Source organism: Nocardioides ungokensis, from assembly GCF_013466985.1.
Classification (GTDB): Bacteria; Actinomycetota; Actinomycetes; order Propionibacteriales; family Nocardioidaceae; genus Nocardioides; species Nocardioides ungokensis.
The window spans coordinates 736,383-760,599 of the sequence record NZ_CP059164.1; the positions used below are offsets into that span (position 1 = coordinate 736,383).

A 24,217-nucleotide genomic window follows, 5' to 3' on the forward strand; every position below is an offset into this window, starting at 1 on the left:
TGAGTGAGCGCTCACTCACTTACGCTTGCCGGGTGACACCTCGCGCCTCCGCCATGGCTCCCGACGACCGCCGCAAGGCGATCCTCGACGTGCTCGTGCCCCTCATCGTCGAGAAGGGCGGGGACGTCAGCACCCGCGAGATCGCCCGCGCCGCCGGCATCGCCGAGGGCACGATCTTCCGGGTCTTCCCGGACAAGAAGAGCCTGATGCTGGCGGCGGCCGAGGAGGCCATCAACCCCGCGGACGGCCAGGCCGCCTTCGACGAGGCGCTGGCCGGGGTCGTCGGGCTGCGGGCGCAGGTCGTGGTCGCCACCGAGCGGGTGCTGGACCGGATGCGGATGACGATGTCGGTGATGATGGCCGTCCGTCAGCACCTGATGGGCCTCCACGACGACCACGACCACGACGAGCACGAGAACGAGAAGGAACGGCAGGGTCCCCACGGCGAGGGGGAGCGACCCGGGCACGGCGGCAAGCCGGCGTTCGGCCCGCCGCCGTTCGTCATCAAGGCGCAGGAGGACCTGCACCGCCGGCTCACCGGCCTCTTCGAGCCCCACCGCGACGAGCTCGCCGTCGAGCCGTCCGTCGCCGCCATCGCGCTGCGCTCCCTGATCTTCGGGGCCAGCCGCCCGGAGCTCGGGATGGCCGCGGCTCTCACACCTGACCAGATCGCGAACCTGCTGCTCGACGGCGTTCGCAGGAGGGACTCCTGATGCTGCTCCGACTCCTTCGCACCAACCTCCGCCCCTACCGCGCCTGGCTGGCCGCGGTCGTGGTGCTCCAGTTCGTCGGCGTGGTCGCGATGCTCTACCTGCCGACCCTGAATGCCGACATCATCGACAACGGCGTCGCCACCGGCGACACGGGCTACATCGTCCACACCGGCATGGTGATGCTCGCCGTGTCGCTGGTGCAGATCGTCTGCTCGGTCGCGGCGGTCTGGTTCGGCGCGCGTACGGCGATGGGCTTCGGCCGCGACGTCCGTACGGCGCTCTTCCACCGCGTCGGCAGCTTCTCCCAGCGGGAGATGCAGCACTTCGGTGCGCCCTCGCTCATCACCCGCGGCACCAACGACGTCCAGCAGGTGCAGATGCTGGTCCTGATGGCCTGCACGATCGCGATCTCCTCGCCGATCATGATGGTCGGCGGCGTGATCATGGCGCTGCGCGAGGACATGGGCCTCGGCTGGATCCTGGCGGTCGTGGTGCCGGCGCTGTTCCTCAGCGTCGGGCTGGTGGTCAGCCGGATGGTGCCGAGCTTCCGCCTGATGCAGGCCCGCATCGACGAGGTCAACCGGGTGCTGCGCGAGCAGATCACCGGCATCCGCGTGGTCCGCGCGTTCGTCCGCGAGCCCCACGAGACCGAGCGCTTCGCGACCGCCAACGGCGACCTCACCGCGGTGGCGGTGCGGGCCGGTCGCTGGATGGCGACGATGTTCCCGCTCGTGATGCTCGTCGTGAACGTCTCGAGCGTCGCCGTCATCTGGTTCGGCGGCCACCGCGTCGACAACGGGCAGATGCAGGTCGGTGCGCTGACCGCGTTCCTGTCCTACCTGATGCAGATCCTGATGTCGGTGATGATGGCGACCTTCATGCTGATGATGGTGCCGCGCTCCTCGGTGTGCGGCGACCGCATCATCGAGGTCTTCGACACCGACACCTCGGTCGTCCCGCACGCCGAGCCGGTCACACCGGACACCACCAAGCGCGGCTGGCTCGACCTCGACGGCGTCGTCTTCTCCTATCCCGGCGCCGAGTCGCCGGTGCTCTGCGACGTCTCCTTCGAGGCCCGTCCCGGCCAGACGATCGCCGTCATCGGCTCCACCGGGGCCGGCAAGTCCACCCTGGTCAACCTGGTGCCGCGGCTCTTCGACGTCACGTCCGGCAGCGTCTCGGTCGCGGGGGTCGACGTACGCCGTCTCGACCCCGACACGCTCTGGGCGCAGATCGGACTGGTGCCCCAACGGGCCTACCTCTTCAGCGGGACCATCGCGAGCAACCTCCGCCACGGGAAGGCGGAGGCGACCGACGACGAGATCTGGGAGGCGCTGCGGACCGCCCAGGCTGCCGACTTCGTGGCGGCCCTGCCGGAGGGCATCGAGGCGCCCGTCGCCCAGGGCGGCACCAACTTCTCCGGCGGACAGCGGCAGCGACTGGCGATCGCCCGCGCCCTGGTCCGCAAGCCGGGGATCTACCTCTTCGACGACTCCTTCTCGGCCCTCGACCTGGCCACCGACTCCCGGCTCCGAGCGGCGCTCAAGCCGGTCACGACCGACGCGACCGTCGTGATCGTCGCCCAGCGGGTGTCCACGATCATCGACGCCGACGTGATCCTCGTGCTCGAGGACGGGATGGTCGTGGGCCGTGGCACCCACGACGAGCTGCTGGAGAGCTGCGAGACCTACCGGGAGATCGTCACGTCCCAGCTGAGCAGCGAGGAAGCCGCATGAGCACCGAGACGGCACCGGTCACCGCACCGGAGAGCAAGGGCGGCTCCAAGGGTCGTGCCCTGGAAGCGACCGAGCGGATCCAGGCTGGGCCCGGCCCGGGTCGCGGCCCGATGGGCGGCGGGATGGTCGGCCAGAAGGCGATGACCTTCGGGCCGTCCGCGCGCCGGCTGGTCTCGCAGATGCGGCCGGACCGCGGCAAGGCGATCGCGGTCGTCCTGCTCGGCGTCGTGAGCGTCACCCTGATGTCGATCGGTCCCCGGATCCTCGGCAAGGCCACGGACCTGGTCTTCTCCGGCCTCTTCAGCTCGAAGCTGCCTGCCGGCACCACGCAGGCCGAGGCCGTGCAGGGCCTGCGCGACCGAGGTCAGGACAAGCTCGCCGACATGCTCGCGTCGATGGACCACATCGTCCCGGGCCAGGGCGTCGACTTCACGGCCGTGCGCAACGTGCTGCTCCTCGTGCTCGCCGTCTACGCCGCGGCCGCCCTGCTCGGCTGGCTGCAGGGCTTCGTGCTCAACACCGTCGTGCAGAACACCGTCTACCGGATGCGCGAGGACGTCGAGGCCAAGATCAACCGGCTGCCGCTGGGCTACTTCGACCGCTCCCCGCGCGGCGAGCTGCTGAGCCGCGTCACCAACGACATCGACAACGTCAGCCAGACGCTGCAGCAGACCATGAGCCAGCTGATGACCTCGCTGATGACCGTGATCGCGGTGCTGGCGATGATGCTGTGGATCTCCCCGCTGCTGGCGCTGATCGCGTTGGTCTCCGTCCCGGTCTCGCTGCTGGTGACCCGGGCGATCATGAAGCGCTCGCAGGGCATGTTCGTCGCCCAGTGGCGCCGTACCGGACGCCTGAACGCTCACATCGAGGAGACCTTCTCCGGCCACGCCCTGGTCAAGGTCTTCGGCCGCCAGCACGAGGTCGAGGAGACCTTCGCGGAGGAGAACGACGAGCTCTACAGGGTCAGCTTCGGGGCGCAGTTCGTCTCCGGGCTGATCATGCCGTCGATGATGTTCATCGGGAACCTCAACTACGTGGTGATCGCCGTGATCGGCGGGCTGCGCGTGGCGAGCGGATCGCTGTCGCTCGGTGACGTGCAGGCCTTCATCCAGTACACCCGACAGTTCACCCAGCCGCTGACCACGGTCGCGTCGATGATGAACCTCCTCCAGTCCGGCGTGGCCTCCGCCGAGCGCGTCTTCGAGCTGCTCGACGCCGACGAGGAGCCGACCGACGCGCCCGCCACGCCCAACCCGGCCGTGCGGCGCGGCGAGGTCGCCTTCGAGGACGTGGCGTTCCGGTACGACGACGACCAGCCACTCATCGACGGCCTGTCCCTGGTGGCCAGCCCCGGCCAGACCGTGGCGATCGTGGGTCCCACCGGTGCCGGCAAGACCACGTTGGTCAACCTCGTGATGCGCTTCTACGACGTCGATGCAGGCCGGATCACCCTGGACGGGGTCGACATCACCGCGATGCCGCGCTCCGCCCTGCGCGGCCAGATCGGCATGGTCCTCCAGGACACCTGGCTCTTCGAGGGCACGATCCGCGACAACATCGCCTACGGCCGCCCCGACGCCACCGAGGAGGAGATCGTCGAGGCCGCCCGGGCGACGTTCGTGGACCGCTTCGTGCACTCCCTGCCCGACGGCTACGACACCGTGATCGACGAGGAGGGCAGCAACCTGAGCGCGGGGGAGCGCCAGCTGGTGACGATCGCGCGGGCGTTCCTCACCGACCCGGCGCTGCTGATCCTCGACGAGGCCACCAGCTCGGTCGACACGCGCACCGAGCTGCTGCTCCAGCACGCCATGGCTGCGCTGCGCACCGACCGCACCAGCTTCGTCATCGCGCACCGCCTCAGCACGATCCGCGACGCCGACCTGATCCTGGTGATGGAGGGCGGCGCCATTGTGGAGCAGGGCACGCACGACGAGCTGGTCGGGGCCGACGGCCCGTACGCCCGGCTCTACAACGCACAGTTCGCCCAGGCGGTCGCCTGACCCGTTGAGTTGGGCCGCGTTCGGCGTCGAACCGGGCCTCGTTCGGTCTGTTCGCCCGAACGAGACCCAACTCGCATCGAATCCAGGCCCAACTCAACGAGTCGTAAATGTCTTGAAGCGCCCGAGCGCCCGGCCTACGGTGGTCGCACACGGAAAGGAGGTGGTCCGAAGAATGACTTCTTATGGGACGCGTGAGGTGGCTGCCCGCTAGCAGCAACCGTCAGCGAAGTACTGCTGGCGAATCCACCGCAGCTACCCGACCCGCAGACGATCCGGTCATCACGTCCACCGGAGCGGGCCTCGATCGAGGTCCACGTCTGCGGGTCGCTGCATTTCCGTGGTCCGAGGATGCCCCCATGGGACTCGTGGGCCGGGGGCCGGGTGTGTCGGCCGCCACGTTGGTTGACGATGTCAACCAAAGGGGAATATAGTTGCCGTTAGCAACCTTCTATCTCTTGTGAAACGAGCATCCTTGACCACCCAGGCAGTCCCACCCGCAGCCGAGCAGTCCGGCCAGATGTCACACCGCGAGGTGCTCGAGGCCCTGAGCGGCCTCCTCCTGGCCATGTTCGTGGCGATGCTCTCCAGCACCGTCGTGACCAACGCCCTGCCCCGCATCGTCTCCGACCTCCACGGCAGCCAGACCGGCTACACGTGGGTCGTGGTCTCCACCCTGCTGGCGATGACGGCGACCACCCCGCTGTGGGGCAAGCTCGCCGACCTGTTCAGCAAGAAGCTCCTCGTGCAGAGCGCGCTGGTCATCTTCACCATCGGCTCCCTGATCGCCGCCTTCGCCCCCAACATGGAGGTGCTGATCGGCGCCCGCGTCGTGCAGGGCCTCGGCGTCGGCGGACTGACCGCCCTGGTCCAGGTCGTCATCGCCTCGATGGTGACTCCGCGCGAGCGCGGCCGCTACTCCGGCTACATCGGCGCGGTCTTCGCCCTCGCCACGGTCAGCGGCCCGCTGATCGGCGGCGTCATCGTGGACAGCGCCCTCGGCTGGCGCGGCTGCTTCTTCGTCGGCATCCCCGTCGCCGTGCTGGCCTTCGGTGTGCTGCAGAAGACGCTGCACCTGCCGGTCGTGCGCCGCGACGTCAAGATCGACTACCTCGGGGCGAGCCTCATCGTCGCGGGCGTCTCGATCCTGCTGGTCTGGGTCTCGCTGGCCGGCAACCAGTTCGACTGGATGTCCGCCACCACGGCCGTCCTCGTGACCAGCGGCGTGCTCGTCATCGCCGCGGCGATCTACGTCGAGGCCCGCGTCGCCAGCGAGCCGATCATCCCGCTGCGCCTGTTCAAGGACCGCACGACCAGCCTCGCGACGACCGCCTCTGTGCTGGTCGGCGTGGCCATGTTCGGCTCCACCGTCTACCTCAGCGAGTACTTCCAGAACGCCCGCGGCATGAGCCCGACCGAGGCCGGCCTGATGTCGATCGCCATGGTCGGCGGGCTGCTCGTCTCGAGCATCGTGACCGGTCGCATCATCACCCGCACCGGGATGTGGAAGCGCTGGCTGGTCGGGGGCATGGTCTTCGTGGTCGTCGGCCTGGCCCTGCTCGGCACGATCGACGCGACCACGCCCCTGGTCGTCGTCGGCGCCTTCATGGCGGTCCTTGGGCTCGGCCTGGGCGCCACGATGCAGAACCTCGTGCTCGCCGTGCAGAACAACACCGCGCAGGCCGACATGGGTGCCGCCAGCTCGGTCGTCGCGTTCTTCCGCTCGATGGGCGGCTCGATCGGCGTCTCGGCGCTCGGTGCGGTGCTGAGCCACCAGGTCACCCAGTCGGTGACCGATGGGCTCGCCAGGATGGGCATCCAGGGCGGCCACAGCAACGGGTCGATCCCGAAGCTCGCCGAGCTGCCGGCCCCGGTCCGGGCGCTGTACGAGTCGGCGTTCGGCGAGGCCACCGGCCACATCTTCATGATCGCCATGCCGTTCGCGGCGCTCGCCCTCGTGTGCGTGCTGTTCATCCGGGAGGTGCCGCTGCGCACCACCATCGACCGGGCGGAGGAGACCGCCCCCGCCCTCGCCCCCGAGCCCGAGGTGGAGCTGAGCTCGCGATGAACGCCACCACGAAGTCGCGCCGCGCCGAGTCCCTGCGCGACCTCGAGCAGGAGGTCGGCGTGATGATCCGCCGGATCCGCCGCGTGCTGTGGGAGCGGGCCCGGGCGATCCACCCCGACCTCCAGCCGGCGTCGTACCTGATGCTCGCCTACCTCGCGGAGCACGGCGAGCTGCGGGCCTCCACGCTCGCCGACGCGCTGGTCATCGACAAGGGGGCGGTCAGTCGTCAGCTCGGCCACCTCGTCGAGCTCGGGCTGGTCGACCGGACCCCGGACCCCGCCGACGGCCGCGCGTCACTGCTCTCCGCCAGCGAGGCCGCGGTGAGCCGCATCAACGCCGTCGTCGAGGACCGCCGTCGCTGGCTCGACGAGCAGCTCGGCGACTGGACCGACGAGGAGCTGAGCGACTTCGCCCAGGTCCTCGGGCGCTACAACGCCGCGCTGGACGAGCGCGCCTGACCCGGACACGACGAGGCGGAGGCCCGCACCCGAGGGTGCGGGCCTCCGCCTCGTCACGAATGAGTCCCCGTCAGGCCAGCCACACGGCCGTGTCGGCCGGCAGCTCCCCGTCGACGGGGCCGCTGGCCATCAGCACGTCGCCGGCGGGCAGGACGACCGGCTTCTGACCGCAGTTGAGGACCACGGTGACCGGCCCGCGACGGAACGCGAGCACGTCCGCGCCGAGGTCGAGCATCTCCACCTCGTCGCCCGCCGTGGTGGCGAAGCCGCGCCGGGCCGCGAGAGCGGCGCGGTAGAACGCCAGCGTCGAACCGGGGTCGGCGGCCTGCGCCTCGACCGTCTGAGCAGCCCACTCCGCAGGCTGCGGGATCCACGGGTGGCCGGCGCCCGGACCGAACTCGAACGGCGCCTCCTGGCCGCCCCACGGGATCGGCACCCGGCAGCCGTCACGACCGGGCTCGCCGGTGCGGAACCACGACGGGTCCTGGCGGAACTCCGGCTCCACGTCGACCTGCTCGAGGCCGAGCTCCTCGCCCTGGTAGAGGTACGACGAGCCGGGCAGCGCCAGCATCGCGAGCGTGGCCGCGCGGGCACGGGCCAGCCCCTGCGCGCCGCCGCCGTAACGGGTCACGTGGCGGGTCACGTCATGGTTGCTCAGCACCCAGGTCGGGGTGGCGCCCACGGGCTCGAGGGCCGCGAGGGTCCCGGTGATGACGTCGGCGAACTCGGTGGCCGACCAGTCGGCGAGCAGCCAGGAGAAGTTGAAGGACTGGTTCATCTCGTCGGGGCGCACGAAGTTGGCCATCGACTCCGGGGTCTGGGTCCAGGCCTCGGCGACGTTCATCCGCTCGCCGTCGTACTTCTCCAGGATCCGGCGCCAGCGGCGGTAGACCTCGTGGACCTCGGGCTGGTCCCACATCGGCTCGTCCTTCAGGCGGCGCTCGACCATGGAGCTGGGCAGCTGGTTGGTCGGCCGCTCCTCGCCGCTGTGCACGACCTGGTCGCGGAGGTTCGCCTCCTTGAACAGCCCGTGGGCGACGTCGACCCGGAAGCCGTCGACCCCGCGGTCGAGCCAGAAGGTCAGCACCTCCTCGAACATGTCGCCCACCTCGGGGTGGCGCCAGTTCAGGTCCGGCTGGGTGCTGTCGAAGAGGTGGAGGTACCACTCACCGTCCTCGACGCGGGTCCACGCCGGACCGCCGAAGACCGACTCCCAGTTGTTCGGGGGCTCGGCGCCGTCGGCGCCGCGGCCCTCGCGGAAGAGGTAGCGCTCGCGCTCCGGGCTGCCCGGCCCGGCGGCCAGCGCCGCCTGGAACCAGTCGTGGGCGTCGGAGGTGTGGTTGGGGACGAGGTCGACGATCACCTTCAGGCCCAGCTCGTGGGCGCGGTCGAGCAGCGCATCGGCGTCCGAGAGCTGCCCGAACAGCGGGTCGACGTCGCAGTAGTCGGCGACGTCGTACCCGTGGTCGTTCTGCGGCGAGGTGTAGAACGGCGTGATCCACAGGGCGTCGACACCGAGGTCGCGCAGGTACGGCAGGCGGGCGGTGATGCCCGGCAGGTCGCCCACGCCGTCACCGTCGCCGTCGGCGAAGCTGCGGACGTAGACCTGGTAGATGGCCGCGTGGCGCCACCACTCGATTTGATCGTTCCAACCCATGCGCTCAAGTGTTCCGAGAGATCCGGGGACTAGTCAATTTGGGGCGGGGTCGATGTGGGGCGGGCGCCGGGACGGTCAGGCGAACGTCGCGGGGTCGACCGCCACCCACACGTGCTCGGCGCACGCGACGACCCGGCCGTCGGCGTCGTACAGCGTGGAGGCGGTGAAGGTCTTGCGGCCCTCCTGCCCGAGGGTGAGGCCGACGACGACGTGCTGCTCGCCGATGACCGGGAGCGCATCGACGCGGGCGGTCATCCCGGCGAGCACCATGAGCCGCTCGGTGAGGTCGCCGGCCCAGCCGCCGATGCAGTCGAGCGCGGCCCAGGTCGTGGCCAGCGAGGCTCGCGGGAGCTCGTCGGCGTAGGCGTGGAAGTCCTCGCCGACGCTCGGGTGCGGCGACCAGGTGGCCGCGACCCGGACCCTGCTCTGCTGGCCGGGGCCGTCCTGGTCGGCCACCCGCCCCGGGAAGATCCGCAGGCCGTCGCCCTCGCCACGGTCGGTGCCGCAGGCGAAGCAGGTCGGGAAGGGGTGGAACGTGTGGCCGGGGTACGTCGCGGAGGCGGCACGCGCCTCGGCCGGCGACACCGGCTCGACCGTCATCGGCGGGTCCTCGACGACGGTGGCGCGCGCGACCACGGCCCCGCCGAAGGTGGCCACGGTCGAGCCGTCGTCCTCGCTGACCGTCATCGGCGTGTCCAGCGGAGGCGGCTGGCGCAGCGCGACCCGGATCGTGGGCCACGAGCGCGAGCGGTCCTCGGGGCAGTCGTGGGGGATCAAGGCGGCCAGCGCACCGGCTGTCCAACCGCCGTTGCCCGACGACGGCGGGCCGCAGAAGCGGCGGGGGACCAGCAGCTCGCCGGCCGTGGCGGACAGGGGTGTCATCGGCGGATCTTCTCCCAGCGGTCCAGCGCCTCGCGGCGCTCCTCCTTGTGGTCGACGACGGCAACGGGGTAGCCCACCCGTCGCCGGACGTCGTCGTGGGGCTCGTGCGGGTCGTCGACCTCGGCCAGCTCCGCGACCCAGCGGCGGACGTAGGCGCCCTCCGGGTCGAACTTGCGACCCTGGCTGGTGGGGTTGAACACCCGGAAGAACGGCGCCGCGTCGGTGCCGCAGCCGGCCGTCCACTGCCAGCCGTGCTGGTTGGAGGCCAGGTCGCCGTCGACGAGCCAGTGCATGAAGTGGGCCGCGCCGTGCTGCCACTCCACGTGCAGGTCCTTGACCAGGAAGCTGGCCACGATCATCCGGACCCGGTTGTGCATCCAGCCGGTGGCCCGCAGCTGGCGCATGCCGGCGTCGACGATCGGGAAGCCGGTGCGGCCGTGCCGCCACGCCTCGAGCAGGTCGCCAGGCTCGTCGTAGGCCATCTGCGCGAACTCGGGGCGGAGGTACTCGCGGGCGGTCTCGGGGCGGTGGAAGAGCACGTCGGCGTAGAACTCCCGCCAGGCGAGCTCCTTGCGGTAGGTCACCGCGCCCTTCGACCGGAGCCGGGCGAGGTCGGCGAGCATCGTGCGCGGGTGGATCTCGCCCCACTTCAGGTGCACCGACATCCGCGAGGTGCCCTCGATGCCGGGCAGGTCCCGGTCGCCGTCGTAGTCGCCGACCCGCTCGTCGAGGAAGTCGCGCCAGCGCCGCGCCGCCGTCTGCTCGCCGGCCTCTGGCAGCTCCAGGCCGCTGGGCAGGTCGGGGTCGGGGAGGTCGGTGGTCTCGTCCAGGGCCAGCCAGGTCGCCCCGGTCGGGGGGTCCACGGGGCCACGCCAGCCGTGCTCGGTCCACGCCTTCGAGAACGGTGTGTAGACCTTGTAGGGGTCGCCGGAGCCGTTGGTCACCCGCCCCGGCGCGACGGCGTACGGCGAGCCGGTGCGGACCAGCTCGATGTCGTGCTGAGCGAGGGCCTCCTCGACCTCCCGGTCGCGGCGGTGACCATAGGGGCCGTAGTCCGCGGCGACGTGCACGCGGCTCGCCCCGACCTCCCGCGCAGCCTGGACCACGCGCCGGACCGGGTCGCCGCGGACCACCGACAGCGAGGCCCGGCGCTGCCGCAGGGACGCGTCGAGCGAGCGCAGCGACGCGCCCAGGTAGGCCCGTCGGCTGGGGCCGGCCGGCTCCCACAGGGCGGGGTCGAGCACGAAGAGGGGCAGGACGTCGCCGTCGGCGGCGGCCTCGAGCAGCGCCGGGTTGTCCCCGAGGCGCAGGTCGCGGCGGAACCACATCACGGCGCGAGTTGCGGTGGCCATCGGGCCCCACAATGCCACGGCCCGACGACGGTGCGGGGAGACGGTGCGGGATGCGCAAGAATGAACCGGTGAGCGACCTGATCGACACCACCGAGATGTACCTCCGGACCGTCTACGAGCTGTCCGAGGAGGGCATCGTGCCGCTGCGGGCGCGGATCGCCGAGCGCCTGCACCAGAGCGGCCCGACGGTCTCGCAGACCGTGGCCCGGATGGAGCGCGACGGCCTGCTCATCGTCCAGGGGGACCGGCACCTCGAGCTCACCGACGAGGGGCTGCGGCTGGCCACGCGGGTGATGCGCAAGCACCGGCTGGCCGAGCGGCTGCTCACCGACGTGATCGGCCTCGACTGGGAGCTGGTCCACGAGGAGGCGTGCCGCTGGGAGCACGTGATGTCGGAGACCGTCGAGCGCCGCCTCGTCGAGCTGCTCGACCACCCCACGCAGTCGCCGTACGGCAACCCGATCCCGGGTCTCGACGAGCTGGGCGAGGCCGGGCCCGGCGAGGACTTCATGGACGGCGTGGAGCCGCTGTCGAAGGTGGCCTCCGGCGACGAGGGCCGCGTGATCGTGCGCCGCATCTCCGAGGAGATGCAGAAGGACGAGACGCTGATGAGCGCCCTGCGCCGGGCCGGTGCCCTGCCGGGCAAGACGATCACCGTCGTGGCGACCGACGAGGGCGTGCTGATCGGCTCCGGCGGCGAGACCGCCGAGGTCGTGCCGGAGGCGGCCGACCACATCTTCGTGCGCCGGCTCTGAGGACCCGGCCCGTCAGGCGGGAGGAGCCAGCTGGGCCAGGAAGGCGCTGCAGCCGACCTCGAGCTTGTACGACGCCAGCTCGTCGCCGCGCGTGGCCCCCCGGTTGACGATCACCACCGGAGTGCCGTTCCTGGCCGCCCGGCGCACGAAGCGCAGCCCGCTCATCACGGTCAGCGACGAGCCGGCGACGAGCAGTGCCCCGTCGGCGTCCGCCAGCGCGTCCACGGCGGCGTAGCAACGCTGGACCCGCGGCGGGGGGACGTTCTCGCCGAAGAAGACGACGTGCGGCTTGAGGATGCCGTCGCACGTCTCGCAGCCGGGCACCACGAAGTCGGCGGTGTCCTCCAGCTCGACGTCACCGTCGGGCCGGGACTCGGCCGACCGGTGCCGATCGGCGAAGCCGGGGTTGAGGCGGGTGAGCCGCTCGTGCAGCGTGACCCGTGAGGAGACGGCCCGGCAGCCGAGACAGACCACCTCGGCGATGCGGCCGTGCAGCGCGACCAGTGCGCGGGACCCGGCCCGCTCGTGGAGGCCGTCGACGTTCTGGGTGATCAGCAGGTCGGGGTCGAGCCGGGCCAGGGCACGGTGCCCCCCGTTGGGGTCGGCGCCCTTCATCCGGCCCCAGCCGAGGTGGCTGCGCGCCCAGTAGCGCTGCCGGGCGTCGGGCCCGGAGACGAACTCCTGGTAGGTCATCGGCGTCCGCGCCGGGGAACCCGGCCCCCGGTAGTCGGGGATGCCGGAGTCGGTGGAGAGGCCGGCACCGGTCAGCACGACCAGCGGCCGGTCCCGCAGCAGCGCGAGCGCCTGGTCGACCTCGCCGGTGGCAGGCCTGCCCGCGGCGAGTGTGCTCATCGGGCGTAGCGCACGGCGGCCCGGGCCCGCGCCTTCTCGGCCTCGACCTCGCGGTTCTTCGGCGGGGCCGTGGTGACCAGGTCGTCGAGGAGGTGCTGGGTGAGGTGGGCGATCTCGCGGACCGCCTGGTCGAAGACCGCCTGGTTGGCCAGGGACGGCTTGGTCGTCCCGCTGACCTTGCGGACGTACTGGAGCGCCGCCGCCGTGACCTCGTCGCGGGTGGCCGGCGGCTCGAAGTTGTTCAGCGGACGGATGTTGCGGCACATGCGTCTCAGGGTACGTCGCGACGCCGCCGGCGGACCGGTGGCTGAGCCACCGCTCCGCCGATCCCGCGGCTTGGCTAGCCTCCGGACATGGCTGACGCGCGCAACGCAGACCGTGACTTCGACCTGGTGCTCTTCGGGGCCACCGGCTTCACCGGGCAGCTGACGGCGGAGTACCTCGCCCGGCACGCGCCGGACGGGATGCGGTGGGCGCTCGCGGGACGCAGCCCGGAGAAGCTGGCGAAGGTGCGCTCGCACCTGGCCACCATCAGCCCCGCCCTCGGGGAGCTCGAGCTCCTGCACGCCGACGTCGGCGACCCGGCCTCGCTGGCGGACGTTGCGGCCCGGGGCCGCGTGGTCATCACCACCGTCGGGCCCTACCTGAGCTACGGCGAGCCGCTGGTGGCCGCCTGTGCCGAGGCGGGCACCGACTACGTCGACCTGACCGGTGAGCCCGAGTTCGTCGACCGGATGTACGTCGCCCACCACGCGACCGCCGAGCGCTCGGGTGCGCGGATCGTCCACGCCTGCGGCTTCGACTCGATCCCGCACGACCTGGGTGCCTTCTTCACCGTGCAGGAGCTGGACGCGGACGGGCCGGTGACCGTGCGCGGGATCGTCCGGGCCAGCGGGATGTTCTCGGGCGGCACCTTCCACTCGGCCATGACGGCGATGTCGCGTGGCCGCCAGATGAAGGAAGCGTCCTCGGCGCGCCGCCGGGTCGAGCCGAGGCCTGCGGGTCGCTCGTCGAGGGCGGTCGCCGGCAAGCCCCACCGGGACGGCACGCTCGGCCTGTGGCTGCTGCCGATGCCCACGATCGACCCGTTCGTGGTGGCTCGCAGCGGCGCGGCGCTCGCGTCGTACGGCCCGAAGTTCCGCTACTCGCACTACGCCGGGACCAGGACGCTGCGGTACGCCGCGGGCGGCGCGATCGGCGTGGGGACCCTGGCCGTGGCGGCCCAGGTCAAGCCGCTGCGCGACCTGCTGCTCGGTCGGATCAAGCAGGGGGAGGGACCCGACGAGCGCAAGCGCGAGAAGTCGTGGTTCACCGTCGACTTCATCGGCGAGGGCGACGGCCGGACCGTCCACACCCGGGTGTCCGGCGGCGACCCGGGCTACACCGAGACCGCGAAGATGCTCGCCGAGTCCGCCATGTGCCTCGCCTTCGACGACAACCCGGTCACCGCGGGGCAGGTCACGACGGCCCAGGCGATGGGCGACAACCTGCTCGCCCGGCTGCGGGCGAGGGGGATCCGCTTCGAGGTCGTCGCCTGACCCGTCCCGACAAGGGGTGGTCTGTCCTCCATTCAGGTGCCGACCGGGGCTTTGTCCGGTATGAAGGCAGTGGAGGGAAGTCCCAGATCAACGGGAGGGATCATGGCTTCAGGCTCGGGCTCCGGGAAGAACGACGTGACGGAGCAGCTCGTCAGCGCCACCTTGGACGTCTCGCGTGCACACCTCGCCCTCAGCGGGATGATCGAGTGGGCGCCGGCGTCGCTGCGGGGCGACGCCGTCGATGCGCTCGACACGTTGGAGCAGGCACTGTCCAGATTGCGTGAGGTGGTCGTGCAGCTGGAGCTGCTCGCCCACCAGACCTGATCTGCCCGGCGTCGGCTCAGATCGCGCGACGGGCCGACCGCCGGCGGGTCCGGACCTCGCGCTGGCGCCGCAGACGCTTGACCAGCATCGGGTCGTGATCCATCGCGGCCGCCTGGTCGATCAGGTGGTTGAGCACCTGGTAGTAGCGCTCCACGGTCAGGTCGAAGCGCTCGCGGATCGCGGTGTCCTTCGCGCCGGCGTACTTCCACCACTGGCGCTCGAAATCGAGGATCCCCCGGTCACGATCGGTCAGGTCGGTGAGATCGGCCATGCGCCGAGCCTGCCATGCCCGTCGACGCCGGGGCACCCGGGGACCGGGCTGCCGAACGTCTGCGTCGGGTGTGGCCGCTGTGCCGAGTCGTCGCCCGAGTCGTCGCCTGCCTGCCCCGTATGGGGGATGCCCGGGATCGAACGCTGGCGCACGTCGGCGTGATGGGTCATGATCCTCGGCGTTGGCCTTGAGCGACCAGGGCCGGCCGGCACCCTGGTCGCTTCGACGCTGCGTCGATGCGTCCGCAGGAGGGTCCTCGCTGCCGGACAGGGGCGGGCAGCGGGCTGCCCACCGCCGCCGGGTGCCGCGTCAGGGCAGCGCCCCTGCCGTCCACCGGGGGTCACGGCGGCAGGGGCGCTGCTGCCTGCGTCCTCCGCGGTGCCCCCGAATATCTTTCGGGTGCACAAGCCTTCGGGTGCCCCAGGCAGGAGTCGAACCTGCGACCTTTCGCTTAGGAGGCGGCTGCTCTATCCGCTGAGCTACTGGGGCGGGACGACCGGGATCGTCGGCGCACAGTTTGTCACGGGCGCACGGGTGACCACGCACGGCACCGCGACACCGGACGGGAATCTGCGGCGAGGCCTCAACCCCGCCCGGCGCGGAGCCGATGTTCTCGACGAGGCCCGGAAGGCCGGGTCTCGCGACATCCCGGGAACCCGGGCCCGACCCCCACGTGAGGCCTTCATGACACCGCTCGGCACCACCGCCTTCCGCATCCTCTCCGCCACGTCGGCGATGGCCGTCGCCGGCCTGCTGACCCTCTCCGCGCCGTCGGCCACGGCGGCCGGTCGCGACTCCGACGGCGACGGCATGCCCAACCGCTGGGAGGTCGCCCACCACCTCGACCCGCACCGGGCCAACGCCGCGGGCGACAAGGACCGCGACGGGCTGCGCAACCTCGCGGAGTACCGCCACCACACCGACCCCGCCGCGGAGGACTCCGACGGCGACGGTGACGACGACGGCGACGAGGTGCACGACGGCTCGTCCACGACCGACCCGACCGACGCCGACACCGACGACGACGGCACCGTCGACGGGGACGAGGACGCGAACCACGACGGCGTCGACAACGAGGACGAGGACGACGCGGCCGAGACCTGCGTCGCGGACGACGACGACACCGACGGTGACCACGTCAGCGACGAGGACGAGAACGACCACGGCGACTCGGCCACCGAGGCCGACAGCGACGGCGACGGGGTCGACGACGGCAACGAGGTCGACGCCGACGGCACGCAGTACGAGGACGAGGACGACCAGGGCGACGACGACTGCAGCTCGGCCGACCAGGGCGAGGACGACGACGACCAGGGCGAGGACGAGGGGATCAGCGTCCTGCGCTGACCTCCGCAGGGCCCGAGCGGGGCCCTGGGGTCGGAGGCCCCGGGGCCCCGCTCGTCACATCCGCTCGGGCGTGGAGATGCCGAGCAGGGCCAGGCCCTGCTCGAGCACCGCCAGGGTGACCGCGCACAGCCGCAGCCGGGAGTCGCGCACCGCCGGCTCCGGTGCCTTGAGCACCGGGCAGCGGTCGTAGAACGCGGTGAAGGTCTGGGCCAGGTCGAAGAGGTAGGTGCACAGCCGGTGCGGCTCCAGGCTGGAACCCACGCCGGCCACCACGTCACCGAAGCGGAGCAGCTCCAGCATCAGGTCACGCTCGGCCTCCTCGGTCTGCACGATCGCCGCGTCGGGTGTCGACCCGGCGCGGCGCAGGATCGAGCGGATCCGGGCGGCGGCGTACTGCAGGTACGGCGCGGTGTTGCCGGTCTGCGAGACCATCCGCTCGAGGTCGAAGGTGTACTCGCTGTCGTGGGCGACCGAGAGGTCGGCGTACTTCACGGCCCCGATGCCGACCTGGCGGGCGATCAGCGCGCGGTCGGCCTCGGGGATCTCGGGCCGCGCCTCGGCGAGCATCGCGGCGGCCCGCTCCACGGCCTCCTCGAGCAGCGACCGGAGCCGGACCGGCGCACCGCTGCGGGTCTTGAGGATCTTGCCGTCGGAGCCGAGGACGTTGCCGATCTGGACGTGCACGACCTCGACGTGGTCGGGCAGCCAGCCCGCCCTGCGCGCGGTCTCGAAGACCATCTGCAGGTGGAGGTGCTGCGGGGCGCCGATGACGTACAGGATCCGGTCGGCGTGCAGGTCGCGGACCCGGTGCCGGATCGTGGCGAGGTCGGTCGTCGCGTAGCCGTACCCGCCGTCGCTCTTGCGGATGATCAACGGCACCGGCTTGCCCTCGCGCCCGGTGTAGCCGTCGAGGAAGACGCACAGCGCCCCCTCGCTCATGGTCGCGATGCCGGCCGCCTCGAGCTCCTCGCAGATGCCCGGCAGCTCGTGGTTGTACGTCGACTCGCCGGCGAGGTCGGCGTCGGAGAGGGTGACGCCGAGGGCGGTGTAGATCGAGTTGAAGTAGGCCGTGGACAGGTCGATGAGCTCCTGCCAGAGCCGCAGCGTGTCCGGGTCGCCCGCCTGCAGGGCCACCACCCGCCGGCGCGCGCGGTCGGCGAAGCCCTCACCGGAGGCCGACGGGGCGTCGGCGTCGAACTCGGCGCGTGCCGCCTGGTAGAACGCGTTGGGATCGGAGGCGAGCAGCTTCGCGTCCTCGGAGTCCTCGCCCACGTCGAGGAGGTGCTCGATGAGCATGCCGAACGGCGTGCCCCAGTCGCCGATGTGGTTCTGGCGCACGACGTGGTGCCCGAGGTGCTCCAGGGTCCGGGCCAGGGCGTCGCCCACGACAGTGGTGCGCAGGTGCCCGACGTGCATCTCCTTGGCCACGTTGGGGGCCGAGTAGTCGACGGGCACCACCTGCGGCTCCTCGACCGGTACGCCGAGCCGCGGATCTCCGGCCAGGGCGGTGCTCTGCTCGGCGAGCCAGTCGCCGCGCAGCGTCAGGTTGACGAAGCCGGGCCCGCTCACCGCGGGTGCGAGGCACACGTCGGCGACGTCGAGGTGCTCGACGATGGCCTCGGCGACGACCCTCGGGTTGCTGCCCAGCCGCTTGGCCAGCGCGAGTGCGACATTGGCCTGGAAGTCCGCGAACTGCGAGGGGCGCAGGACCGGGTCGGTGGCGGCGTGCTCCGGCCCGAAGGCGGCGCCGAGGGCGCGCCGGAGACGGTCGGTCAGGACGTCGACGGGGCCGGTCATGAGGCACAGGCTAGGACCGCCCCGCAGCCTGACCGTCGCCCGGGGTTTGTCGGAATGGGCTGGTCAGCGCCACACTTTTGGAGATTGCGCGTAGGTTCGACCCGCGCCGAGCATTTCCTGAGTCCCCGAGGTGAACGCATGTCCGACGCTGAGCCGAGCAGCGCCCAACCGGGGCCCGTCGCGCCCAAACGCAAGGGCAAGGTCCGCAAGAGACACACGGTCGCGAAGGTCCTCGTGGCCTCCCTGGTGGTCCTCGGGCTCGTCACCGGACTCTCGGTCGTCTTCATCTACCGCCACCTGAACGGCAACCTCAACGTCGTCGACCTCACCCCGCAGCTCGGCACCGACCGGCCCGACAAGAAGGCCGTCGGCGGGCCCCAGGAGCCGCTCAACATCCTGGTGATGGGCTCCGACGCGCGCGACTGCAACGGCTGCAACATCGACAACCTGACCGGCATGGGTCAGCGCTCCGACACCACGATCCTCTTCCACCTCTCGGCCGACCGCACCCGTGCCTACGGCATCAGCATCCCGCGGGACTCGATGGTCGACCGTCCCACCTGCAAGAGCCCCTCCGGTGACCCGATCCCGGGTGGCACCCACGTCATGTGGAACGAGGCGTTCTCGGTCGGCGGCCCCGCCTGCACGATGCGCCAGTTCGAGCAGCTCACCGGCATTCGCCTCGACCACTTCGTCGTGGTCAACTTCGAGGGCTTCAAGGACATGGTCGACGCCATCGGTGGCGTCGAGGTCTGCATTCCCCAGCCCATCGTCGACCCCTCGCACGGCATCAACCTGCCTGCCGGCACGCGCAAGCTCGAGGGGATGCAGGCGCTCAACTACGTGCGGGAGCGGTACGTCGTGGGCAACGGCTCCGACGTCGGCCGGATGAAGCGGCAGCAGGCGTTCATCGCCTCGATGGCCCACCAGGTCATCTCCGCGGGCACCCTGGCCAGGCCGGACCACCTGGTGAGCTTCCTCAACGCAGCCACCAAGTCGCTGACGACCGACCTCCCGAACCTGGTGAAGATCGGCCAGATCGGCTACCAGTTCCGCAACATCGGCCTGGACAACATCCAGTTCATCACCATCCCGAACGAGGTCGACCCGGCGGACCCCAACCACCTGGTCTGGACGCCGCAGGCCAAGCTCGTGTGGCAGAAGATCATCAACGACGAGCCGCTCACCAAGCGCCTCGCCACCGACGTGATCACCGCTGGGAACGTGCCCGGTTCGAACACCCCGTCCGGAGGCTCCTCCTCCGGCTCCGGCGGTGGCAACGGAGGCGGCAAGGGCGGCAAGGGCGGCGGGCCGTCGCAGCCGGACGCCCAGACCCTGGCGGACGCCGGACTGTGCGCGTGACCGGGAGCGAGAGCGACTGGGAGCGCCGCCGCCGGCTGGCGGCGGTCTTCGGGGACGTCCTGCCCGAGACGACGCGCGACGAGCGGGACCCCGACGAGCGGCCGCGTGAGGCGTCGGAGGACGCGGGCGAGGCGTGGCTGAAGGCGCAGGTCCCGCCGCACCACGGCTGAGACGCCGTCGCCCCACCCCGAGGCTCGGGGCGGGGGCGACGGGGTGCCGGTTCAGACCTGGCGCGCGGCGAGCAGGTCGCGGATCTCCTCGAGGATGGCGATGTCCGCGGGGGTGCCCGACTCCTCGGCGGGGAAGTAGCGGTCCTTGGCCTTCGTGTAGGGCACCACGATGAGGAAGTAGACGACTGCCGCCAGGATCAGGAACGAGATCAGCGCGGTCAGCCACGCGCCGACCGAGACGCCACCGGGGCTGTAGGTGGAGAAGTCCGGCGTCCCGCCCACCTTGCCGATCAGGTCCATGATGAGCGCAAACGGTCGCGGTGACCACCGAGGCGAAGGCAAGGCCCATGATGAAGGCGACCGCGAGCTCGACGAGGTTGCCGCGGAGGATGAAGTTCTTGAACCCGGTCATGCTGTGCTCCCTTTGTCTCTGAGGTGACGCCACCCCCGTGGCCTGACGGGGTGACAGCACGCTAGCGCTAGCGGGCGTACGCGAAGGTCAGGAAGTAGCGCACGGCGGCGTCGGCGATCGGGGCGACCTCCCCGGGTTGGGCGCCGACCACGACCAGCCGTCCCGGCAGCGCGCCGCTCGCGGAGGCCGCGCCACCTACGGGATCCGCCGGCGGCAGCGCCAGGACGGGCACGGCGGCGGCCACGACCGAGGCGCCGGAGCCCTGCGGGTCGGCCGCCACCAGGTCGATCCGGTCGCCGACGCGCAGGAGGTCGGCCATGCCGGCGTCCGGCAGCCGCACCGGGACGGCGGTCAGCCCGGGGTAGCTCGCGGCCAGTGCGCGGCCGACCAGGCGCACGTCGGTCACCGGCTCCCCGGCGCGCAGCGGCGCGGCGAGCACCCGCCCCTGCGGCGACGCCACGAGGCCGGCCGGCACGGAGCCCGGCGCGAAGTCGGTCTCGGCCACGTCTCCCGCTGCCAGCACGGAGCCGGCGGCGAGGTCGTGGGTCGCGACCGTGACGGCGACCCGTCGTGGCGGGGGAGTGGCCGAGGCATGGATGCCGCTGGCCACCGCGACCGCGGTCAGGAGCGCCGCGAGCAGCCGCCGGCGGCGCAGCACGGCGCGGCGGACCGGTCGGACGATGGGGCGAGGCGGTCGCGGGGCGAGGGCATGGCCTCGACGGTAGGAGTTCTCCGCGAGTCCCGCGGCGCCTCTCCACAGGCGGCCCTGCTCCCATCGACGAGCCGGGTCGAGCCCGAGTCGGGAAGGTCAGTCCTTCTTGGTGCTGGCGGCCGCGGCCGGCTTGCTCTCGGACTTCGACGAGTCGGACGACTTCGACCCGGAGTCGCCCGAGGAGGTGCCCGAGGCCGAACCCGACGACGAGCCCGAGGCGGGCGCGGTGGACGAGCTCGAGGCGCGGCTGTCGGTGCGGTAGAAGCCGGAGCCCTTGAAGACGACCCCGACCGCGTTGAAGACCTTGCGCAGGCGACCGTCACACTCGGGGCAGACGGTCAGGGCGTCGTCGGAGAAGCTCTGGAACTGCTCGAAGGCGTGGCCGCACTCGGTGCAGGCGTACTGATAGGTCGGCACGATTCTCCTCGCATGGGCGTCCGCCGGTGGTGGACCCGGTCATGAGCACCGGGACCTGGGGCTCGGCCTCCCGGATCCTGCTCGGCACCTCCCGACGGGCCCGGGCTGGCACTCGGCCCCGGCGACTGCCAATCATACGGCACGGCAGAATGTCGACCACCATGACCGACCAGCCCGATCCCCCGTCGTCGGCTCCCGAGTCCGCCCCCGCCGCTGGGCGTCGTCCCGGTCCCGTGGACTGGTGGCGGACGTTCCTCGGCTGGCCCCGCGCCGCCCGGATCGCGTCGTACGTCGCGGTCGGGATCGTGCTCGTCCTGGTGGCCGCCACCATCACCGGCGTCGTGCTCGTCCGTCGCCCGTTCCCCCAGACCTCCGGCAGCCTCGAGATCCCCGGGCTGAAGAGTGACGTCAGGGTCGTCCGCGACGACCACGGGATCCCGCAGCTCTACGGCAGCTCGCTGGACGACCTGATGCGTGCCCAGGGCTACGTGCACGCCCAGGAGCGCTTCTTCGAGATGGACGTGCGTCGCCACGCGACGGCCGGCCGGCTGGCCGAGATGTTCGGCAAGCCCGCGCTGGAGAGCGACGAGATGGTGCGCACGATGGGCTGGCGCCGGGTCGCCGAGCAGGAGCTCGCGCTGATCAAGCCCGAGACCCGGGCGGCGCTCGAGGCGTACGCCGACGGGGTCAACGCCTACCTCGACACGCACTCGCCCAGCCAGATCGCCGTCGAGTACTCCGTGCTCAACGCCGGCGGCCTCGACTACCACCCCGAGCACTGGACGGCCGTGGACTCCCTGTCGTGGCTCAAGGCGATGGCCTGGGACCTGCGCGGCAACATGACCGACGAGATCGACCGGGTCCTCGCGCTGGCCCACCACAGTGCCGCCCAGGTGCAGGAGCTCTACCCGCCCTACCCCTACGCCGAGCACGCACCGATCGTCGGCCAGGGTGCGGTGGTCGACGGGGTCTTCGACCAGGCCGCGACCCCCGGGGCGACCCGCAACCCGCAGCGGCCGGCGTACACCGCCGGCGAGCGGCAGGCCCTCGGCCGGCTGCGCGCGGGCATCGCGCGGATGCCCACCCTGATCGGACGCGGCGACGGCATCGGCAGCAACAGCTGGGTCGTCGACGGCCAGCACTCCGCGACCGGGGCCCCGCTGCTCGCCAACGATCCCCACCTCGACGCCAGCCTGCCGGGCGTGTGGATGCAGATGGGGCTGCACTGCACCACGATCACCGCGAGCTGCCCGCTCGACGTCGCGGGGTTCTCGTTCTCGGGGGTGCCCGGTGTGGTCATCGGCCACAACGCCGACATCGCCTGGGGGTTCACCAACCTCGGGCCCGACGTCAGCGACCTCTACCTCGAGCGGATCGTGGGCGACCGCTGGCGCTACGACGGCAAGCTGCTCCCGCTGCGCACCCGCACCGAGACGATCAAGGTCGACGGGGGCGACGACGTGAAGCTGACCATCCGGTCGACCAAGCACGGCCCGCTGCTCTCCGACGTGTCCGACCAGGTCGCCGACGTGGGCGAGCAGGCGAAGGTGCCCGGCCGTCCGGACGGGGAGAGGTACGCCGTCGCGCTGGAGTGGACCGCGCTGCACCCGGCACCCACCGCCGACGCGATCCTCGAGCTCGACACCGCCACGGACTGGGACTCCTTCCGGGCCGCCGCGGCCGACTTCGCGGTCCCCGCCCAGAACCTCGTGTACGCCGACACGCAGGGGCACATCGGCTACCAGGCCCCCGGCCGGATCCCGATCCGCAAGTCCGGCAACGACGGCTACCTGCCCGTGGCGGGCTGGCGACCGGAGAACGACTGGACCGGGGACTACGTACCGTTCGCCGGGCTGCCCAACGAGCTCGACCCTCGAGAGGGCTTCATCGTGACCGCCAACCAGGCGGTCATCGGCCCGGACTACCCCTACCGGCTCACCGAGGACTGGGACCAGGGCTACCGCTCGCAGCGGATCCGCGACCGGATCGGCCGGGAGGGCAGGCTCTCCGTCGACCAGATGGCCGACCTGCAGCTCGACGACCGCAACCCGATGGGCCCGGTGCTGACGCCGTACCTGCTCGACGTCAACCTGCCGAAGGGCTACTACTCCGACGGGCAGCGGCTGCTGCGGGGCTGGGACTTCTCCGAGCCCGCCGACAGCGCGGCCGCGGCGTACTTCAACGTGGTGTGGAGCAACCTGCTCCGGCTGACCTTCCACGACGACCTGCCCGAGGAGCTGTGGCCCGACGGCGGCGACCGGTGGTTCGCCGTGGTGAGCCACCTGCTCGAGAACCCGGCCGACTCCTGGTGGGACGACAGCCGGACGTCGACGGTCGAGACCCGCGACGACATCCTGGCCGAGGCGATGATCGCGGCCCGCGACGAGCTGACCACGCGGGAGGACGTAGACCCGAGCGAGTGGAGCTGGGGCCACCTGCACCGGCTGGAGCTGGAGCAGCAGGCCCTCGGGAAGTCCGGCATCGGGCCGGTCGAGTGGCTGGTCAACCGCGGCGACTGGGGACCTCGGCGGCGGCAGTGCGGCGGTCGACGCGACCTCGTGGGACGCCTCCGAGGGCTACTCGGCCACCTCCGTCCCGTCGATGCGGATGGTGGTCTCGCTCGGCAACCTCGACGACTCCCGCTGGATCAACCTGACCGGTGTCTCCGGGCATCCCTTCGACTCCCACTACACCGACCAGACCGACCTGTGGGCCAAGGGCGAGACCCTGCCCTGGGCGTTCAGCCGGTCGGCCGTCGACGACGCTGCAGCCGACACGCTGACGCTGAAGCCGGCCCCGGACGACAGCAACGGTGGTTGAGACGACAGCAACGGTGGTTGAGGTGCGAGCGTCAGCGAGCCTCGAAACCGAGCACCCGAGCGGCTGAGTCACCCGAGCAGGCGGATGCCCGCGGGGGAGGCGGCGGCGAGGACCCGGCGGTCGTGCTGCTCGGACGGGGACGTCGAGGCCGACCTCGTCGTCATAGAGCAGCACGCAGGTGAACGTGCCGACCGGAACCCGGGCCAGGGCGCGGTCGTAGGACCCGCCGCCGCGGCCCAGTCGCAGGCCGTCGAGGGCGACCGCCAGCCCGGGCACCAGCACCACGTCGGCGGTGGCGACCGCATCCGTGCCGAGCCGCTCGCTGACGGGCTCGAGCAGGCCCCGCCGGGCCGGGACGAGCGTGCCCTCGCCGTGGTAGGGCGCCCAGTCGAGGTCGCCGCCGGGCAGCAGCACCGGCAGGATCACCCGCTTCCCGGCCTCCTCCAGGCCGTCGAGGAGAAGACCGGTGCCGGGCTCGTTGCCGATCGAGACGTACGCCGCGACGGTGGCTGACCGGCGCACCTCCGGGCGGCGGAGAGGTGCGCAGCGAGGTCCCGCGCACACGCGCCGA

Annotated in this window: 22 protein-coding genes, 1 tRNA gene and 2 pseudogenes; 12 read left to right on the top strand and 13 right to left on the bottom strand. The window is 71.6% G+C overall.

The window, feature by feature from the left end:
• Positions 1-32 precede the first annotated feature (32 nt).
• From H0S67_RS23090 to H0S67_RS03710, 5 genes are all read left to right on the top strand, one after another.
• Complete coding sequence (locus H0S67_RS23090) at positions 33-713, top strand: TetR/AcrR family transcriptional regulator (protein WP_219635460.1); 681 nt, start codon at positions 33-35, stop codon at positions 711-713.
• A complete protein-coding gene (locus tag H0S67_RS03695; protein ID WP_180935489.1) occupies positions 713-2,449 on the top strand; it encodes an ABC transporter ATP-binding protein in 1,737 nt (578 codons plus the stop codon). Before H0S67_RS23090 ends, H0S67_RS03695 begins: the two co-directional genes overlap by 1 nt.
• Entirely contained in the window at positions 2,446-4,455 is a 2,010-nt protein-coding gene (locus tag H0S67_RS03700; RefSeq protein ID WP_281368952.1) for an ABC transporter ATP-binding protein, read from the top strand. Before H0S67_RS03695 ends, H0S67_RS03700 begins: the two co-directional genes overlap by 4 nt.
• A gap of 472 nt (positions 4,456-4,927) precedes the next feature.
• Positions 4,928-6,520, top strand: a complete 1,593-nt coding sequence (locus H0S67_RS03705; protein WP_343050320.1) for an MDR family MFS transporter — start codon at positions 4,928-4,930, stop codon at positions 6,518-6,520.
• On the top strand, positions 6,517-6,978 hold the full coding sequence (locus tag H0S67_RS03710; RefSeq protein WP_180935490.1) for a MarR family winged helix-turn-helix transcriptional regulator: 462 nt from the start codon (positions 6,517-6,519) through the stop codon (positions 6,976-6,978). Before H0S67_RS03705 ends, H0S67_RS03710 begins: the two co-directional genes overlap by 4 nt.
• Positions 6,979-7,048: 70 nt before the next feature.
• Here H0S67_RS03710 and H0S67_RS03715 read toward each other — a convergent pair whose 3' ends face one another.
• The 3 genes from H0S67_RS03715 to H0S67_RS03725 form a co-directional block, all read right to left on the bottom strand.
• Entirely contained in the window at positions 7,049-8,635 is a 1,587-nt protein-coding gene (locus H0S67_RS03715) for a glycoside hydrolase family 13 protein (RefSeq protein WP_180935491.1), read from the bottom strand.
• Between the two features lie 75 nt (positions 8,636-8,710).
• Positions 8,711-9,517 carry a hotdog family protein gene (locus tag H0S67_RS03720; protein ID WP_180935492.1) on the bottom strand — a complete coding sequence of 269 codons (807 nt, stop codon included), beginning with the start codon at positions 9,515-9,517 and terminating at the stop codon, positions 8,711-8,713.
• Complete coding sequence (locus tag H0S67_RS03725; protein ID WP_180935493.1) at positions 9,514-10,869, bottom strand: cryptochrome/photolyase family protein; 1,356 nt, start codon at positions 10,867-10,869, stop codon at positions 9,514-9,516. The genes H0S67_RS03720 and H0S67_RS03725 overlap by 4 nt, the downstream gene beginning before the upstream one ends.
• A 68-nt stretch (positions 10,870-10,937) precedes the next feature.
• Here H0S67_RS03725 and H0S67_RS03730 point away from each other — a divergent pair, with 68 nt between their 5' ends.
• Entirely contained in the window at positions 10,938-11,624 is a 687-nt protein-coding gene (locus H0S67_RS03730) for an iron-dependent transcriptional repressor DtxR (RefSeq protein ID WP_180935494.1), read from the top strand.
• Between the two features lie 12 nt (positions 11,625-11,636).
• On the opposite strand, the gene H0S67_RS03735 is transcribed toward H0S67_RS03730, so the two are convergent.
• Entirely contained in the window at positions 11,637-12,476 is an 840-nt protein-coding gene (locus H0S67_RS03735; RefSeq protein WP_180935495.1) for a Sir2 family NAD-dependent protein deacetylase, read from the bottom strand.
• Positions 12,473-12,742: a DUF2277 domain-containing protein gene (locus H0S67_RS03740; RefSeq protein ID WP_180935496.1), complete on the bottom strand. Its 270-nt coding sequence runs from the start codon at positions 12,740-12,742 to the stop codon at positions 12,473-12,475. Before H0S67_RS03740 ends, H0S67_RS03735 begins: the two co-directional genes overlap by 4 nt.
• 87 nt (positions 12,743-12,829) lie before the next feature.
• Between H0S67_RS03740 and H0S67_RS03745 the strand changes: the two genes are divergently transcribed.
• Positions 12,830-14,014, top strand: a complete 1,185-nt coding sequence (locus tag H0S67_RS03745; protein WP_180935497.1) for a saccharopine dehydrogenase family protein — start codon at positions 12,830-12,832, stop codon at positions 14,012-14,014.
• Between the two features lie 102 nt (positions 14,015-14,116).
• Positions 14,117-14,338 carry a hypothetical protein gene (locus tag H0S67_RS03750; RefSeq protein ID WP_180935498.1) on the top strand — a complete coding sequence of 74 codons (222 nt, stop codon included), beginning with the start codon at positions 14,117-14,119 and terminating at the stop codon, positions 14,336-14,338.
• A gap of 16 nt (positions 14,339-14,354) precedes the next feature.
• Here the strand turns inward: H0S67_RS03750 and H0S67_RS03755 are convergent, their stop codons facing one another.
• Complete coding sequence (locus H0S67_RS03755; RefSeq protein ID WP_180935499.1) at positions 14,355-14,609, bottom strand: DUF3263 domain-containing protein; 255 nt, start codon at positions 14,607-14,609, stop codon at positions 14,355-14,357.
• 416 nt (positions 14,610-15,025) lie between these two features.
• Positions 15,026-15,098, bottom strand: a tRNA-Arg gene (locus H0S67_RS03760).
• A gap of 195 nt (positions 15,099-15,293) precedes the next feature.
• Here H0S67_RS03760 and H0S67_RS03765 point away from each other — a divergent pair.
• The gene (locus tag H0S67_RS03765) at positions 15,294-15,956 is read left to right on the top strand and encodes a hypothetical protein (protein WP_180935500.1); all 663 of its coding nucleotides are present in this window, start codon (positions 15,294-15,296) and stop codon (positions 15,954-15,956) included.
• 54 nt (positions 15,957-16,010) lie between these two features.
• On the opposite strand, the gene argS is transcribed toward H0S67_RS03765, so the two are convergent.
• A complete protein-coding gene (gene argS, locus H0S67_RS03770) occupies positions 16,011-17,753 on the bottom strand; it encodes an arginine--tRNA ligase (RefSeq protein ID WP_180935501.1) in 1,743 nt (580 codons plus the stop codon).
• A 138-nt stretch (positions 17,754-17,891) separates the two neighbouring features.
• On the opposite strand from argS, the gene H0S67_RS03775 reads away from it, so the two are divergent.
• Together H0S67_RS03775 and H0S67_RS03780 are read left to right on the top strand one after the other, a co-directional pair.
• The gene (locus H0S67_RS03775) at positions 17,892-19,115 is read left to right on the top strand and encodes an LCP family protein (protein ID WP_180935502.1); all 1,224 of its coding nucleotides are present in this window, start codon (positions 17,892-17,894) and stop codon (positions 19,113-19,115) included.
• Entirely contained in the window at positions 19,112-19,285 is a 174-nt protein-coding gene (locus tag H0S67_RS03780) for a hypothetical protein (RefSeq protein ID WP_246355096.1), read from the top strand. Before H0S67_RS03775 ends, H0S67_RS03780 begins: the two co-directional genes overlap by 4 nt.
• Positions 19,286-19,336: 51 nt before the next feature.
• Here H0S67_RS03780 and H0S67_RS03785 read toward each other — a convergent pair whose 3' ends face one another.
• The 4 genes and pseudogenes from H0S67_RS03785 to H0S67_RS03795 all read right to left on the bottom strand — a co-directional run bounded on the left by H0S67_RS03785 (position 19,337) and on the right by H0S67_RS03795 (position 20,826).
• Complete coding sequence (locus H0S67_RS03785) at positions 19,337-19,585, bottom strand: MscL family protein (protein WP_343050322.1); 249 nt, start codon at positions 19,583-19,585, stop codon at positions 19,337-19,339.
• A 58-nt stretch (positions 19,586-19,643) separates the two neighbouring features.
• A pseudogene (locus tag H0S67_RS27195) lies at positions 19,644-19,697 on the bottom strand (large conductance mechanosensitive channel protein MscL); the annotation flags it as partial.
• Between the two features lie 67 nt (positions 19,698-19,764).
• The gene (locus H0S67_RS03790; RefSeq protein ID WP_246355097.1) at positions 19,765-20,355 is read right to left on the bottom strand and encodes an SAF domain-containing protein; all 591 of its coding nucleotides are present in this window, start codon (positions 20,353-20,355) and stop codon (positions 19,765-19,767) included.
• A gap of 150 nt (positions 20,356-20,505) precedes the next feature.
• Complete coding sequence (locus H0S67_RS03795) at positions 20,506-20,826, bottom strand: FmdB family zinc ribbon protein (protein WP_180935504.1); 321 nt, start codon at positions 20,824-20,826, stop codon at positions 20,506-20,508.
• 161 nt (positions 20,827-20,987) lie between these two features.
• Here H0S67_RS03795 and H0S67_RS03800 point away from each other — a divergent pair, with 161 nt between their 5' ends.
• Complete coding sequence (locus H0S67_RS03800) at positions 20,988-23,828, top strand: penicillin acylase family protein (RefSeq protein ID WP_246355098.1); 2,841 nt, start codon at positions 20,988-20,990, stop codon at positions 23,826-23,828.
• A 10-nt stretch (positions 23,829-23,838) separates the two neighbouring features.
• Here H0S67_RS03800 and H0S67_RS24345 read toward each other — a convergent pair.
• A pseudogene (locus H0S67_RS24345) lies at positions 23,839-24,210 on the bottom strand (5-formyltetrahydrofolate cyclo-ligase); the annotation flags it as partial.
• Between the last annotated feature and the right edge of the window lie 7 nt (positions 24,211-24,217).

Coding starts and splice junctions, on each gene's coding strand:
- H0S67_RS03695 (WP_180935489.1), top strand. CDS start 713: ATGCTGCTCCGACTCCTTCGCACCAACCTCCGCCCCTACCGCGCCTGG.
- H0S67_RS03700 (WP_281368952.1), top strand. CDS start 2,446: ATGAGCACCGAGACGGCACCGGTCACCGCACCGGAGAGCAAGGGCGGC.
- H0S67_RS03710 (WP_180935490.1), top strand. CDS start 6,517: ATGAACGCCACCACGAAGTCGCGCCGCGCCGAGTCCCTGCGCGACCTC.
- H0S67_RS03715 (WP_180935491.1), bottom strand. CDS start 8,635: ATGGGTTGGAACGATCAAATCGAGTGGTGGCGCCACGCGGCCATCTAC.
- H0S67_RS03720 (WP_180935492.1), bottom strand. CDS start 9,517: ATGACACCCCTGTCCGCCACGGCCGGCGAGCTGCTGGTCCCCCGCCGC.
- H0S67_RS03725 (WP_180935493.1), bottom strand. CDS start 10,869: ATGGCCACCGCAACTCGCGCCGTGATGTGGTTCCGCCGCGACCTGCGC.
- H0S67_RS03735 (WP_180935495.1), bottom strand. CDS start 12,476: ATGAGCACACTCGCCGCGGGCAGGCCTGCCACCGGCGAGGTCGACCAG.
- H0S67_RS03740 (WP_180935496.1), bottom strand. CDS start 12,742: ATGTGCCGCAACATCCGTCCGCTGAACAACTTCGAGCCGCCGGCCACC.
- H0S67_RS03745 (WP_180935497.1), top strand. CDS start 12,830: ATGGCTGACGCGCGCAACGCAGACCGTGACTTCGACCTGGTGCTCTTC.
- H0S67_RS03750 (WP_180935498.1), top strand. CDS start 14,117: ATGGCTTCAGGCTCGGGCTCCGGGAAGAACGACGTGACGGAGCAGCTC.
- H0S67_RS03755 (WP_180935499.1), bottom strand. CDS start 14,609: ATGGCCGATCTCACCGACCTGACCGATCGTGACCGGGGGATCCTCGAT.
- H0S67_RS03765 (WP_180935500.1), top strand. CDS start 15,294: ATGACACCGCTCGGCACCACCGCCTTCCGCATCCTCTCCGCCACGTCG.
- argS (WP_180935501.1), bottom strand. CDS start 17,753: ATGACCGGCCCCGTCGACGTCCTGACCGACCGTCTCCGGCGCGCCCTC.
- H0S67_RS03775 (WP_180935502.1), top strand. CDS start 17,892: ATGTCCGACGCTGAGCCGAGCAGCGCCCAACCGGGGCCCGTCGCGCCC.
- H0S67_RS03785 (WP_343050322.1), bottom strand. CDS start 19,585: ATGGACCTGATCGGCAAGGTGGGCGGGACGCCGGACTTCTCCACCTAC.
- H0S67_RS03800 (WP_246355098.1), top strand. CDS start 20,988: ATGACCGACCAGCCCGATCCCCCGTCGTCGGCTCCCGAGTCCGCCCCC.